Source organism: Enterococcus sp. AZ048 (genome assembly GCF_051715125.1).
GTDB lineage: Bacteria > Bacillota > Bacilli > Lactobacillales > Enterococcaceae > Enterococcus_A > Enterococcus_A gilvus.
Genome location: NZ_JBIOTD010000001.1, coordinates 1,829,599 through 1,844,912, shown reverse-complemented (window position 1 = coordinate 1,844,912; position 15,314 = coordinate 1,829,599). Strand labels below are relative to the sequence as shown.

Annotated in this window: 11 protein-coding genes; all 11 read left to right on the top strand. The window is 42.7% G+C overall.

Annotation, left to right across the window (positions count from 1 at the left end):
• Window positions 1-50 precede the first annotated feature (50 nt).
• The 11 genes from IGI66_RS09125 to IGI66_RS09075 all read left to right on the top strand — a co-directional run bounded on the left by IGI66_RS09125 (window position 51) and on the right by IGI66_RS09075 (window position 15,096).
• Window positions 51-845 carry a phosphatidate cytidylyltransferase gene (locus IGI66_RS09125; protein ID WP_438848631.1) on the top strand — a complete coding sequence of 265 codons (795 nt, stop codon included), beginning with the start codon at window positions 51-53 and terminating at the stop codon, window positions 843-845.
• Window positions 846-1,078: 233 nt separating this feature from the next.
• The gene (gene rseP, locus IGI66_RS09120) at window positions 1,079-2,347 is read left to right on the top strand and encodes an RIP metalloprotease RseP (protein ID WP_438848629.1); all 1,269 of its coding nucleotides are present in this window, start codon (window positions 1,079-1,081) and stop codon (window positions 2,345-2,347) included.
• A 98-nt stretch (window positions 2,348-2,445) separates the two neighbouring features.
• On the top strand, window positions 2,446-6,789 hold the full coding sequence (locus tag IGI66_RS09115; protein ID WP_010780366.1) for a PolC-type DNA polymerase III: 4,344 nt from the start codon (window positions 2,446-2,448) through the stop codon (window positions 6,787-6,789).
• Between the two features lie 166 nt (window positions 6,790-6,955).
• On the top strand, window positions 6,956-7,429 hold the full coding sequence (gene rimP, locus IGI66_RS09110; RefSeq protein ID WP_010780367.1) for a ribosome maturation factor RimP: 474 nt from the start codon (window positions 6,956-6,958) through the stop codon (window positions 7,427-7,429).
• Window positions 7,430-7,583: 154 nt separating this feature from the next.
• Window positions 7,584-8,801 carry a transcription termination factor NusA gene (gene nusA, locus IGI66_RS09105; protein ID WP_301516526.1) on the top strand — a complete coding sequence of 406 codons (1,218 nt, stop codon included), beginning with the start codon at window positions 7,584-7,586 and terminating at the stop codon, window positions 8,799-8,801.
• Window positions 8,802-8,820: 19 nt separating this feature from the next.
• Window positions 8,821-9,117, top strand: coding sequence for an RNase P modulator RnpM (gene rnpM, locus IGI66_RS09100; RefSeq protein ID WP_010780369.1), 297 nt, complete (start codon window positions 8,821-8,823; stop codon window positions 9,115-9,117).
• Window positions 9,110-9,412 (top strand): L7Ae/L30e/S12e/Gadd45 family ribosomal protein, encoded by a 303-nt coding sequence (locus IGI66_RS09095; protein WP_044926207.1) that lies wholly within the window; start codon window positions 9,110-9,112, stop codon window positions 9,410-9,412. Before rnpM ends, IGI66_RS09095 begins: the two co-directional genes overlap by 8 nt.
• A 12-nt stretch (window positions 9,413-9,424) precedes the next feature.
• Window positions 9,425-12,175, top strand: coding sequence for a translation initiation factor IF-2 (gene infB / locus IGI66_RS09090; RefSeq protein ID WP_438848626.1), 2,751 nt, complete (start codon window positions 9,425-9,427; stop codon window positions 12,173-12,175).
• 73 nt (window positions 12,176-12,248) lie between these two features.
• On the top strand, window positions 12,249-12,596 hold the full coding sequence (gene rbfA, locus IGI66_RS09085) for a 30S ribosome-binding factor RbfA (protein ID WP_010780372.1): 348 nt from the start codon (window positions 12,249-12,251) through the stop codon (window positions 12,594-12,596).
• Between the two features lie 123 nt (window positions 12,597-12,719).
• Window positions 12,720-13,010: a hypothetical protein gene (locus IGI66_RS09080; protein WP_438848624.1), complete on the top strand. Its 291-nt coding sequence runs from the start codon at window positions 12,720-12,722 to the stop codon at window positions 13,008-13,010.
• A 4-nt stretch (window positions 13,011-13,014) separates the two neighbouring features.
• On the top strand, window positions 13,015-15,096 hold the full coding sequence (locus IGI66_RS09075) for a cation:proton antiporter (RefSeq protein WP_086303585.1): 2,082 nt from the start codon (window positions 13,015-13,017) through the stop codon (window positions 15,094-15,096).
• Window positions 15,097-15,314 lie beyond the last annotated feature (218 nt).

The window sequence follows — 15,314 nt, the reverse complement described above, 5'->3', positions numbered from 1 at the left end:
GTACCGTGGTAAACAAATTATTATTTTAATAGAAACAAGGGGGATGAACAATGAGACAGCGAGTCATTACAGCGGTCGTCGCATTAGCGATCTTTATACCGATCTTGTACGTTGGCGGGATCGCCGTAGAATTAGCGGCAGCAGTACTAGCTGGGGTAGGTGTCTATGAGCTATTTCGAATGAAGGGTCTTGCGATCCTAAGTTTTGAAGGAGTACTTTCTATTTTAGGCGCAGTCTTTTTAGTTTTACCAGCGGAACGCTGGATGCCATTTTTAAGTGGTTCTAACAGCAACTTTTTATTATTTTATTTAACAGTGATGATTATCCTAGGATTTTCTGTTGTGTCTAAAAATACCTACACGATCGATGAAGCGGGTTTTCCGGTCATCGCTAGTTTATATGTAGGTGTTGGGTTTCAGAATCTAGTCACGGCTCGTGCGGACGGTCTGCCTATTCTGCTTTTCGCATTCTTTGTTGTTTGGGCAACAGATATAGGGGCATATATGGTAGGACGCCAAATAGGAAAGCATAAACTTTGGCCGGATATTTCACCAAACAAGACGATTGAAGGCGCGCTTGGAGGGATTGCCAGCGCAGTGGTCGTCGCTGTTGTTTTCTTTTTAGTCCAACCAAATATATTCCAGCACAATTTAGTGACGATGATCCTCTTTACAATTGTATTCTCAGTTGTGGGGCAATTTGGCGATCTTGTCGAATCAGCGATCAAACGTCATTACGGAGTAAAAGACTCAGGAAACATCTTGCCAGGACACGGTGGGATTTTAGACCGGTTCGACAGCATGTTGTTTGTTTTTCCGATGATGCACTTATTAGGGGTATTTTAAAAAGAGCGGAGACGCTCTTTTTTTCGTGCTTGAATATATGAAACGATTCAAAGAAGCTCAGTTGTTAATAACTCTGCAAGGCAAAAAATAAAAAGCTGTAAATGATTTGATAAGCAAGCCTTGAGTTATTCACGGACTTTTTTTAAATTTTCTATGAAATGATCGGGAAAGGAATATCTTTTTGACAGACTATGATAAACTATTTCTAAGAAACTAGTGAAGGTAGGAAAATTATGCGTACGATTATTACATTTTTAATCGTTTTTGGTGTCCTGGTGATCGTTCACGAATTTGGACATTTTTTCTTTGCGAAACGTTCAGGTATTTTAGTTCGAGAATTTTCGATCGGTATGGGACCAAAACTGATTGCTCATATGGGAAAAGACGGGACCACTTATACATTGCGTTTATTGCCAATTGGCGGATACGTACGAATGGCTGGACTGGAAGACGAAGAGACCGAATTAAGTCCGGGTATGCCGTTATCAGTTGAGCTGACACCGAAAAACGAAGTAAAACGAATCAACGTCAGCAAAAAGATCCAATTGCCTAACAGCATCCCGATGGAGCTTATTTCAGCCGATTTGGTGGATGATTTGACGATCAAAGGCTACATCAATGGTGATGAAAGCCGAGAGACTACGTACCAGGTGCAACATGATGCGACAGTCATTGAAGAAAATGGGACAGAAGTTCGGATTGCTCCGAGAGATGTTCAATTTCAATCAGCGAAATTAGGCTCGCGTATTTTGACCAATTTTGCAGGACCAATGAATAATTTCATTTTGACGATCCTGCTGTTTATTGTACTGGCCTTTTTACAAGGCGGGGTGGCTGACTATAGCACTAACCAAATCGGGAGGGTTCAGGCAGACAGCCCCGCAGCTGTTGCCGGGGTTAAAGATCACGATGCGATCGTATCTGTGGACGGCAAAAAGATTTCTTCTTGGGATGATCTGACGGACACTGTCACGAAAAAACCAGGAAAAGAGTTAGCTGTTGTCATTGAACAAGACGGCAAAGAAAAAACCGTGCAAATGACACCGAAAAGTGTAGAGAGTAATGGACAAAAGGTCGGTCAGATCGGTGTGAGCCCCTTCATGAAGACTGGGGTTGGCGATAAGATCGTTGGCGGATTCACTCAATCTTGGGATTTAATGAAACGTATTTTTGGCGCTCTAGGCTCACTTTTTACTGGCTTTAGTCTGGATAAGCTTGGCGGACCTGTGATGATGTATCAAATGTCAGCAGAAGCGTCACGTGCCGGAGTTAAAACAGTCATTTACTTAATGGCGCTGCTTTCAGTCAATTTGGGTATCGTCAACTTGCTGCCGATCCCAGCTTTCGATGGCGGGAAGATCCTCCTGAATATCATTGAGGGACTTCGAGGGAAACCACTCGATCCAGACAAAGAAGGACTGATCACCATGATCGGTTTTGGGTTTATCATGCTTTTGATGATTTTGGTCACATGGAATGACATTCAACGTTTCTTTTTTTAAATGAAAGGATCGAAATTTTTTCGATCCTTTTTCTAATGCAATCATAAAAAAAAACAGGTATACTGAAACATACTTGAAAAAGTGAAGGAGATGTCCTTTTGTCTAAAAATCGTGAATTATTTGAAAATTTATTACGACAAATTGAATTGGCAGAGTCGGATCAGCAACACCCAATGATCCAAGCGTCAGAGATCAAGGAAGTGATCGTTCACGAAAAGTCTCGTGTGTGGGAGTTTTTCATCCAGACACCGCAAATTCTACCAGCAAAGTTATTTTATACGTTCTATCAAAAGCTGCAACTTGCCTTTCAATCTATAGCGAAAGTGAAAGTACATATTGTTCCGGAAGAGAATCAGTTTGAAGAGGAACTGTTGCAGAATTATTGGCAATTGGCCTTAGGAGAACAGGATTGCGATACCCCGCTAGTGAAGCAGGTATTGAGCAAGCCCTTGCCGTTGATCCAAGGAAAACGGATCGTTTTATTGATAGATAACGAAACCGTTATTCCATTTTTGAGACAGCAATATCTGCCATTGATTGAAGAAAATCTAGTCTCTTATGGATTCCCACATCTGCGGGTAGATCCAGAAGTAGATAAAGAACAGGCAGATAAGAAGTTACAGGAATTTGAAGTACGAAAACAAGAGCAGGCCCAAGCCATGCAAGAACAAGCGGCAGCCAGCTTAGCGCAATATGAATCAAAGAAAAAAGAACAGAAGGAACAAGCCGCTCATTTTGACGGTCCGATCCAAATGGGGCGCAACATCCCCTCAGACGAAGCAATTACACCAATGGGCAATATTATTGAAGAAGAACGCCGCATTACTATTGAAGGGTTTATTTTCGATAAAGAAGTTCGCGAATTACGCTCAAAACGTAAAATCTTGATTTTGAAAATGACAGACTACACCTCTTCTTTTGTGGTGAAAAAATTCTCTAATGGTGAGAAAGACGAGGCGATCTTTGAGGCAATCGCTAATAAGAGCTGGATTCGTGTTCGAGGAAGTGTGCAAGAGGACACGTTTATGCGTGACCTTGTTATGAATGCGCAGGATATCCAAGAAGTGAAGCATCCGGAACGTCAAGATACGGCAACTGAAAAACGATCAGAATTGCATTTGCATACCAATATGAGCACCATGGATGCCATCAACAGCGCCAGCGATTTAGTCGCTCAAGCAGGAAAATGGGGACATCGAGCAATCGCAATCACCGATCATGGCGGCGCGCAGTCGTTCCCAGATGCCCATGCGGCAGGGAAAAAAGCAGGCGTAAAGATTCTTTACGGCGTGGAAGCTAATGTCGTATCTGACGGTGTTCCGATTGCTTATAATGATGCACATGAATCATTAACGGATGCTACCTATGTCGTATTCGACGTAGAAACCACCGGGTTATCTGCCGTCTACGATACGATCATCGAGTTAGCCGCAGTCAAAATGCACAAAGGGAATGTCGTTGAGACCTTTGAGGAATTCATTGATCCAGGACATCCATTGTCAGAAACGACCATCAACTTGACAGGGATCACGGACGAAATGGTTCGAGGATCTAAGCCAGAAAAAGAAGTCATGGAATTGTTTGAAAAATTCTGTGAGGGTGCGATTTTAGTCGCCCATAACGCAACCTTCGATATCGGCTTTATCAACACGACGTATGTTCGTCATGATATGCCGGAAACACCAAATCCAGTTATTGACACTTTAGAGCTGGCACGTTTCTTATATCCTGAATTTAAGCGTTTCGGTTTAGGGGTTCTAACAAAGAAATTTGGTGTGAATCTGGAGCAACATCACCGAGCAGTGTATGATGCGGAGGCGACAGGGCATTTAGCATGGATCTTTGTCAAAGAAGCAATTGAGAAGCATGAGATGACTTATCATGATCAGTTGAACGACCATGTTGGTGAAGGCGATTCTTACAAACGCGCCCGTCCTTTCCATGCGACGATTTTGGCAAAAAATCAAGCAGGATTGAAAGACCTATTCAAATTGATCTCTATGTCCAACATTGAATATTTTGAACGGGTACCGAGAATTCCACGCTCCCAATTAAATAAATTACGAGAAAATTTATTGATAGGGTCTGCTTGTTCGCAAGGTGAGATCTTTGAAGCAATGATGCAAAAGGGAGTCGAAGAGGCGAAAAATCGCGCGGCGTTCTACGATTATATCGAAGTTATGCCCAAAGCAGTTTATGCACCGTTGATTGAACAGGAACTGGTGAAAAATGAAGCGGACTTAGAAGATATCTTGCGGAATTTGATCCAGATCGGAAAAGATCTTAATAAAACGGTCGTGGCAACAGGGGATGTCCATTACTTGAATAAAGAAGATGCGATCTATCGGAAAATCTTGATTAGTTCGATGGGGGGCGCAAACCCGCTGAATCGTCATAGCTTACCGGATGTCCATTTCCGAACGACGGATGAAATGCTGCAGGCGTTTAGTTTCTTAGGTCCTCAATTAGCCAAAGAAATAGTCGTTGATGGACCCAACGCCATCGTAGACACCTGCGAAGAGATTGTTCCAGTTAAGGACGATCTATATACACCGAAGATCCCTGGTTCAGAAGAAGAAATCAAAAAATTAAGTTATGACCGTGCGCGGGAATTGTACGGTGATCCGTTGCCAGAGATCATTGAAAAGCGGTTGGAAAAAGAATTGACTTCGATCATTGGGAACGGGTTCTCTGTTATCTATTTGATCGCTCAAAAATTGGTTCATAAGAGTAATGCAGATGGGTACTTAGTTGGTTCTCGTGGTTCCGTGGGCTCTAGTTTTGTGGCGACCATGACAGGGATCACTGAGGTGAATCCTTTGCCGCCTCATTATTATTGCCCTGAATGCCAATACTCTGAATTCTTTGAGGATGGTTCTTACGGGTCCGGCTTCGATATGCCTGAAAAGGCGTGTCCGAAGTGTGGTGCGCGCTTGAATAAGGATGGCCACGATATTCCTTTTGAAACATTTTTAGGTTTCCATGGAGATAAAGTTCCCGATATTGATTTGAACTTCTCTGGTGATTATCAACCTGAGGCCCATAACTACACGAAAGTTCTGTTTGGGGAAGAGTATGTGTATCGTGCAGGTACGATCGGTACGGTCGCTGATAAAACAGCCTTTGGATTTGTTAAAGGGTATGAACGAGATCACAATTTGCATTTTCGGAATGCCGAGGTTGATCGGTTGGCAAAAGGTGCTACAGGCGTCAAACGTACGACAGGTCAGCATCCGGGCGGCATCATCGTAATTCCGGATTATATGGATGTGTATGATTTTACACCGATCCAATACCCGGCGGATGATCGGAATTCAGAATGGAAGACGACACACTTTGACTTCCACTCGATCCATGACAATGTATTGAAGCTTGATATCCTGGGCCACGATGACCCAACGGTTATTCGGATGCTGCAAGAATTATCAGGTATTGATCCGAAAACGATCCCGACAGACGATCCTGAAGTAATGAAGATTTTTGCTGGCCCGCAAGTCTTGGGTGTTGAATCTGATCAGATTTACTCTAAAACCGGGACACTAGGTATTCCTGAGTTTGGAACACGTTTCGTTCGGGGAATGTTAGAAGAAACGGGACCAACGACGTTTGCTGAGTTATTGCAGATTTCTGGGTTGTCTCATGGTACGGACGTTTGGTTAGGAAACGCTGAAGAATTGATCAGCCGCGGCGAAGCCAACTTGGCAGAAGTTATCGGCTGTCGTGACGATATCATGGTTTATTTAATCCATGCAGGACTTGATAGCGGAATGGCCTTCAAGATCATGGAAACAGTACGTAAAGGGCAATGGAATAAAATTGACGACGAACTTCGTGAGACCTATCTGACAGCGATGAAAGAGAACAATGTGCCGGACTGGTACATTGATTCCTGTTCGAAGATCAAGTATATGTTCCCGAAAGCCCATGCGGCCGCCTATGTACTGATGGCGCTGCGGGTGGCTTATTTCAAAGTCTATTATCCGATCCTTTATTATTGTGCATATTTTTCTGTTCGTGCGGACGATTTCGATCTCGTTGCGATGGCAAAAGGGAAAGATGCAGTCAAAGCGGCGATGAAAGCTATCACTGACAAAGGAATGGATGCGTCAACGAAAGAAAAGAACCAATTGACTGTCTTGGAATTATGCAACGAGATGCTGGAGCGGGACTTCCACTTTGGCATGATTGACCTGTATAAATCAGACGCTCAAGATTTTGTCATTGACGGGGATACCTTGATCGCACCGTTCCGTGCTGTGCCTGGTCTTGGTCTGAACGTGGCAAAACAAATCGTTGAAGCTCGTAAGGATGGCATTTTCCTCTCTAAAGAAGATTTAGCCTCGCGCGGGAAGGTATCGAAAACATTGATCGAATATATGGATACTCATGGTGTATTGAAAGATTTGCCTGATGAGAATCAGCTTTCATTGTTCGATATGTAAAGAAAAAGATAAATTCAACCTTTAAATGAAAGAAAATTCCAGCGTGAAAATGATGCGGTTGAATTTTCAGTAGATTTATGCTACTATAACAATGTAATCATAGACTGATGGTGAGTGAGCGGATTTTTCGCTCACTCTTTTTAATGGATTAAAGGAGGCTGACAGTTTGAGCAGTGTAGTCGAAACAGTGACTGACTTAGTAACACCAATTTTGGATGAACAAAACTTCGAACTAGTCGAAGTGGAGTTTATTAAAGAAGGAAAAAGCTGGTTTTTAAGAGTATTTATTGATAAAGAGGGCGGTATTGACATTGAAGAATGTGCCTTCGTCAGTGAAAAACTCAGCGATAAATTAGATTCGATCGATCCTGATCCAATCCCTCAAGCTTATTTTTTAGAGGTTTCTTCGCCAGGGGCCGAACGTCCATTGAAAAAAGAAGAAGATTACCAAAACGCGATGGGACAATACATCAATGTTTCCCTTTATCAAAACATTGATGGAGAAAAGCAGTATCAAGGCTTTTTAAAGGAATTGACTGAAGATGAATTGACATTGACAGTGAAAATTAAAACGCGCACCAAAGACATGGTCTTTGAGCGGAAAAATATCGCGAAAGCCCGTTTTGCGATCGAATTTTAATTAATAAAATGGTATGCGTACGAGATTCTCTGGAATTTTTACGTTAGAAAAATCCATACGTTATTAACGAGCTAGCCTTTATATTTAGTAAGCGAACTAAATAATATGTATAGCGAATTTTAAGAATAGATATATTAGTAGGAGGAAAGTTAAAATGAGTAAAGAAATGCTGAATGCGTTGGATACTCTAGAAGCAGAAAAAGGTGTTTCGAAGGAAATCGTGATCGACGCGTTGGAAGCAGCATTAGTATCTGCTTACAAACGTCATTATGGTCAATCTCAAAACGTTGAAGTGGAATTCAACGAAAAAAAGGGAGACATTCATGTTTATGCCGTGAAAGAAGTTACGGAAGAAGTAATGGATTCACAATTGGAAGTTTCACTGAAAGATGCGATGGAAATCAACCCAGCGTATGAAATCGGTGATACGATCCGTTTTGAAGTAACACCCAAAGACTTCGGTCGAATCGCTGCTCAAACAGCCAAACAAGTAATCTTGCAACGTGTTCGTGAAGCAGAACGCAGCATTATCTATAACGAGTACAGCGCCTATGAAAAAGATATCATGCAAGGTGTAGTAGAACGTCAAGACAATCGTTACATCTATGTGAATTTAGGGAAGATCGAAGCTGTTCTTTCAAAGCAAGATCAAATGCCGAATGAACATTACAAACCACATGACCGTATCAAAGTGTATGTTTCTCGTGTAGAAAATACATCAAAAGGACCGCAAGTTTTTGTAAGCCGTAGTCATCCAGATTTACTGCGTCGTTTATTTGAACAAGAGATCCCTGAAGTTTATGATGGAATCGTGGAGATCGTCAGCATCGCACGCGAAGCTGGAGATCGTGCAAAAGTGGCTGTTCGTTCTACGGACCCTAACATTGATCCAGTCGGAACCTGTGTTGGGCCAAAAGGACAACGTGTTCAAGCTATTGTAAATGAATTAAAAGGCGAGAATATGGATATTGTTGAATGGAATGAAGACCCAGCGGTATTTATCGCAAACTCTTTAAATCCAGCGCAAGTTGAAGATGTCATCTTTGATATCGACAATCCAAAAGTTTGTACCGTCGTAGTTCCGGATTACCAATTGTCATTGGCTATCGGTAAGCGCGGTCAGAATGCGCGTCTTGCTGCTAAGTTGACCGCTCATAAGATTGATATCAAATCTGAATCGGACATGGAAGAATTTTATGCAAACTATGACGAAACAGAAGTAGAAGAAATCGTAACTGAGGTAGAAGAAATCACTTCTGAAGTGGAAGCAATCGAAACGGAAGTAGAAGACATCGAATCAGAAGCGGAAGTTACAGTCGATGAGATGATCGAAGACGAAGAAAATATCCCTTCCGATCAAACGGACCAATAATTCATTAGGAGGACAGCAAATGAAAAAAAGAAAAGTTCCTTTGCGAAAATCGGTTGTATCCGGTGAAATGTTCCCCAAAAAAGAATTGATTCGTATCGCCAAGTCCAAAGAAGGAGAAGTTTCGATTGATCCTTCCGGCAAAAAACCGGGACGAGGTGCCTACGTTGCGTTAGAACCGGCGGAAGTCGAGGAAGCGTGGAAAAAGCACATCTTAGATCGGACATTGGGAACCGAATTGAGTGATGATTTTTATCAAGAATTGCTTGATTATGTGAAACACCAAAAAGCCAGAAAAGAGCTCTTCGGCAATGAATAAACAGAAGGCCTTGAACATGTTAGGCCTTGCAATGCGTGCAGGCAAACTGATCACAGGAGAAGAAATGACAATCAATGAGATCCGGAAACACAAAGTGGCTCTCGTGATTGTTACCACTGATGCGAGTGAAAATACTCAAAAGAAAGTATCAGATAAAAGTAAGTACTATCAAGCGGCATATGTTGTCGAATTTACGCAAGGAGAGATTTTAGGTGCGATTGGCAAACCTCGCAAAGTTATCGGGGTTTTAGACCAAGGGTTCGCCAACAAAATTATGACGTTAATAACAGGTTAGGAAGGTGATTGCATGGGAAAAAAGAGAGTATACGAATTTGCCAAAGAAGTGAATCAATCGAGTAAGGATGTTGTAGAAAAGGCACAAACTTTAGGGATTGATGTGAATAATCATATGGGTTCATTATCCGGGGATGATGAATCAAAATTGAAACAAGCTTTTTCTAGCAAGCCGAAACCAACTACTCAAGCAAAACCATCAGCTAACCAGCACGAAAAACCAAAATTCCATGGAAAGAGCTCGAAGAACAACCCAAATTTCCAGAATAGAAAAGGGAATAAAGACTTGACACAAAATAATAGACAGAACAACTCAGCGAACGTAAACCGTTCAAACCAAGGACAACAACGTCCAACTCAAAGCAATACAAACAATGCGCAGCGTCAAAACCAAGGACAACAACGTCCAGCGCAAGGCAGTGCGAACAACAACTCACAACGCCAAAACCAAGGGCAACGCCCAGCACAAGGCGGAGCAAACAATGCACAACGCCAAAACCAAGGCCAACGCCCAGCACAAGGCGGAGCAAACAATGCACAACGCCAAAATCAAGGCCAACGTCCGGCGCAAGGCGGAGCAAACAACGCACAACGCCAAAATCAAGGCCAACGTCCAGCACAAGGCGGAGCAAACAACGCACAACGCCAAAACCAAGGTCAACGTCCGGCACAAGGCAGTGCAAACAATGCACAACGCCAAAATCAAGGCCAACGTCCGGCACAAGGCAGTGCAAATAATGCGCAACGTCAAAATCAAGGCCAACGTCCGGCACAAGGCAGCAATCAAGGCCAAGGACAAGCGCAACGTTCGAACCAAGGCGTATCAGGATCAACTCAAAGCAACAACCAAAACCGCAATAAAAATAACTATGGCAACCAAAACCGCAACAACAGTTTTGGCGGCAATCAAAACCGTAATAAAAACAGATTCAACAAAAAAGGCAAAAAAGGCAAACAGCAACAAAGCAACAAACCTGCTGTACCGCCACGTAAATTCCGTGAATTGCCAGAAGTATTGGAATATACAGAAGGCATGAACGTAGCGGATATCGCTAAAAAAATCTATCGCGAACCAGCTGAGATCATCAAGAAATTATTCATGATGGGTGTGATGGTCAACCAAAACCAACCATTGGATAAAGATACGATCGAACTGTTAGCTACTGATTACGGGATTGAACCCCAAGAAAAAATCACGATTGATATTGCGGATATTGACCGTTTCTTTGATGTGGAAGACGCAAACGAAGAAAATCTAGTCTCTCGTCCACCAGTAGTTACGATCATGGGGCACGTTGACCATGGTAAAACGACGTTGCTTGATACATTACGTCATTCACGCGTAACAAGCGGCGAAGCAGGTGGTATCACGCAGCATATCGGAGCGTACCAAATCGATATTAACGGAAAACCGATCACATTCTTGGATACACCAGGACATGCGGCGTTTACAAGTATGCGTGCTCGTGGAGCGAGTATCACCGATATCACGATCTTAGTCGTTGCGGCTGATGATGGTGTGATGCCGCAAACGATCGAAGCGATCAACCACGCGAAAGCGGCGAAAGTGCCGATCATCGTAGCGGTGAACAAGATCGATAAACCAGGTGCGAACCCACAACACGTGATGCAAGAATTAAGCGAATATGAATTGATTCCTGAAGCATGGGGCGGCGATACGATCTTTGTTGAGATCTCAGCGAAGTTCAACCAAAACATCGATGAACTATTAGAAATGATTCTGTTAGTTGCTGAAGTGGAAGATTTGAAAGCTGATCCGACACAACACGGAATCGGAACAGTTATCGAAGCTCGTCTAGATAAAGGTAAAGGACCCGTTGCAACGCTATTGGTTCAACAAGGGACGATGAACGTCGGAGACCCAATCGTTGTCGGGAACACGTATGGTCGTGTTCGTGTGATGACAAATGATATTGGTCGTCGTGAAAAATCTGCAGGACCTGCGACACCAGTGGAAATCACTGGGTTGAACGATGTTCCGCAGGCAGGCGATCGTTTTGCGATCTTCGATGACGAAAAAACAGCTCGTGCTGCAGGGGAAGAGCGTGCGAAACGTGCATTGCTTGAACATCGCAGTGCCAGTGCCCGCGTCACCTTAGACAACTTGTTCGAATCCCTTAAAGAAGGCGAATTGAAAGAAGTTAACGTCATCATCAAAGCAGACGTTCAAGGTTCGGCTGAAGCATTAGCAGCATCATTGAACAAAATCGATGTTGAAGGCGTACGTGTGAAGATCGTCCATTCTGCTGTTGGTGCCATTAACGAAAGTGATGTTACCTTAGCTGCAGCAAGTAACGCGATCATCATTGGATTTAACGTTCGTCCGACACCGCAAGCAAAACAACAAGCAACTGCTGAAGAAGTAGATATTCGTTTACACCGGATCATTTATAAAGCAATCGAAGAAATCGAAACAGCGATGAAAGGGATGCTTGATCCTGAATACGAAGAAAAAATCACTGGTCAAATGACCGTTCGTGAAACGTACAAAGTTTCTAAAGTTGGAACCATTGCTGGTTGTTACGTTACTGAAGGCTCGATCCAACGGGACAGCGGCGTCCGTATCATCCGTGACGGTATCGTTATCCTTGAAGGCAAGCTTGCAAGTCTGAAACGTTTCAAAGATGACGTGAAGGAAGTCAAGATGGGCTTTGAATGTGGTGCGATGATCGAAAACTTCAACGACGTCAAAGTGGACGATGTTATTGAAGGCTTTGTAATGGAAGAAATCAAACCAAAATAATCTCTGTTTTCTGCTAGCGTGCGTTACCTGGCAGAGCGGAAAAACTAATAAAACGAACAAAGGAGCAATCGATATGCCAAATTATCGCGATCGTCGTCTCGCTCAAGAAATTCTGAAAGAAGTCAATGACGTCTTACGGAAGAAAGTTCGTGATCCGCGGGTCCAAGACGTGAACATCACCGATGTTCACGTCACTGGAGACTTGCAGCAAGCGACGATTTATTACAGTTTATTGTCTGATAAAGCTTCAGATAAAGAAAAAGCGCAAGAAGGATTGACGAAAGCAAGCGGCTTGTTCCGTCGTGAATTGGGCCATGCTTTGTCTATCTATAAGACACCGGAATTGTTTTTTGAATTGGACGAATCCGTTGAATACGGTTCTAAAATTGATCAAATGATCCGCAACTTAAATAAAGAATAAATTTGTTAGAACCTGGAAAATTTTTTCGGGTTCTTTTTTGCAATATTGAGTAAATCCTGTTACAGTGTATGATGTTTGTTAGTAATCCTTTTGCTGGATATTGTCAAGGAGGCAAAGTCTAAAATGACTACAGAGTTTGAAGAACGGATGAAGGCTCTTCATAAGGAGTTTGAAAATTTAAGTCCGGAAGAGCGTAAAGCCGTGAAACAAAAAATTAAACGAATCAGTGTTTTGACTTCACGCAAGTTGGAACGAATGAAGCATGAATTGTTACGTATGGAAACGAAACGGGCCCAGCTTTCATTAGATGGTGAATCGAAAGAATTAACGGAGCTTGAGGACCGTATTATCAAGAAAAAAAGAGAGTTTTTAAAATTATTATTCAAGGCAAAAGAGAATTGTTCCAAGAGGTGAGTGAATGGGCTTAATTGAGATCATCATCATTTTAGCCATTGCCATAACCTTATCGAATGTTTTAGCAAAAGTTTTTCCGTCTTTTCCTATGTTTATGATTCAGATCATTGTTGGGATCATTCTTGGCTTCACCGAAGTCGGCAATTCCATCAACTTTGAACCAGAAGTATTTTTAGTAATGATCATCGCGCCGCTGTTGTTTCGTGAAGGCGAGACGGCAGATATCCCATCGATCTTGAAGCATTTCAAATTGATCTTGGTTCTTGCATTTGGCGGCGTGATTTTCACGTTGTTTGGTCTAGGCTATGTGTTGCACGGGATTATTCCTACGATCCCTCTCGCCGCCTGTTTAGCGTTTGGGGCGTCGCTAGGACCAACAGATGCTGTTGCAGTCAATTCGCTGGCTAAGCGTCTAAACATCCCTGAATCCGTCATGCACGTCTTGGAGGGCGAGGGGCTGATCAATGATGCGACGGGTGTAACCGCCTTTCAGTTTGCCGTGGCGGCGTTGCTGACGGGCCAGTTTTCTGCCGCGGATGCGTCGATTTCCTTATTGGAATCGAGTATTGTCGGCGTGCTGGTTGGATTAATGATTATTTGGATCAAAAATGAAATCATCAAGATCATTGAACGAATTTCGGCACAGGATGTCTCGGCGTATTTATTGATCGAATTGATTTTGCCCTTTGCGGCGTATTTCATTGCAGAGCTGTTTCACGCTTCAGGGATCATCGCAGCGGTCGTGACAGGCGTACTGCAGGCCACGGGATTCCGTCGAGTCAATTTATTCGAAGCGCAATTGTCCAATGTAACAGAAATTTCATGGAACACCATCAGCTTCATGCTGAATGCATTAGTATTTATCTTTTTAGGAATTGAGCTGTCACAAGTATTTTCACCTGTGTGGAATAGCAGAAATTATTCAAATTTCCATCTTTTGGAAATCGTATTGATGCTGACAGTACTTCTCTTTGTTCTTCGTTTTTTATTTGTCAGCAGTTTTTATTTCTTTACACAAGGCTGGAAGAAAAGTCATGAGCAGTTAAGAGATCGATTATTACTGACTTTTGGCGGAGTAAAAGGGACCGTCAGCATTGCGACGATTTTTATTTTACCAACGTCTATCAACGGCATGGATTTTCCTGAACGTTCATTGCTGCTATTCATTACGGCAAGTGTGACGTTTTTGACCTTGATCATCGGGATGATCTTGTTGCCGATCCTCTCTGAAGGGGAGGTCGTTCCTCCTACCGATCCAAAATTAATGTTGATTCTTCGAGAAGTCACCAGTGAGCTATATGGCGACTTAGATACGAAAAAGCTCAGTGAGAAAGAACGCTTTGCTTTGCTGGCCGTTATTGCGAATTATCAAGGACGGATTCAACAAGTCTTCAATAATTCAATGCCCGAAAGTGCGCAGCAAGAATTTCAGGAGATTCAAGCGTTGATCATTTCCGTCGAACGGGATGGGTTGGATGAAAGCTTTAGAAGGCATCAAATCGATTCGGGTGCCTATCGTCTTTATTCTCGTTTTATCTCGAATGTTTCGGAATCTGTGACCACTCAAATGCTGTCTCTGCTTAGTTTTTGGTTGATTTTTGTGCGGCGGATCATCCGCGTGATCATGCATCCGAAAATGTTTTGGGAACGGCGTCAAAAGCGGAAAGAAACCGTGGACAATCAGGATATTTCCTCGTTGAGAAAAATATTTATTCGCAACAGTGAAGCAATATTAGACAGCTTGGAAAACTTGAGAGATGTGTACGACGAAGAATTGATTGATTTCTTCGTTGATGAGCGAAAAAATTTGATGCATCAGGTCAGCGGACATGGGTTGTTCGGAACGTATTTGATCCAACAGGACCCGTTGTACGCGAAGGAACTGATCCGCGGGTTTTACTTGGAAAGAAAGATCATTGATGAATTCGAGGCGGAGGATGAGATCACCAATATCGCGGCGAATAATTACCGCCATCAAGTGAATCAGTTGGAGTCTTATGCGATGCAGCAGCCCTCAGAACCAAGTATTACCTTTGCAATCAACCGTCGACGACAAAAGAAAAAAGCAAAAGAGAAGCATTATTAAGCTCAACCGTCATTTAGCGATGACGGTTTTTTTTGCGTTTCAAATGAAAAGCAAATCCTGTTTTTCCTTTTCAAATGTAAAGTTATCGGGTCAAATACCTTTCATTTGGAAAGGAGTTAGAGAAAATCCTTTTCATTTGTAAAAGCAGATAAGCTGTTCCAAAGTCTTTGTGAAGTGTTTTTCCCGCTGCTGGTCTTTATGGGTGGAAAACCTGTTTG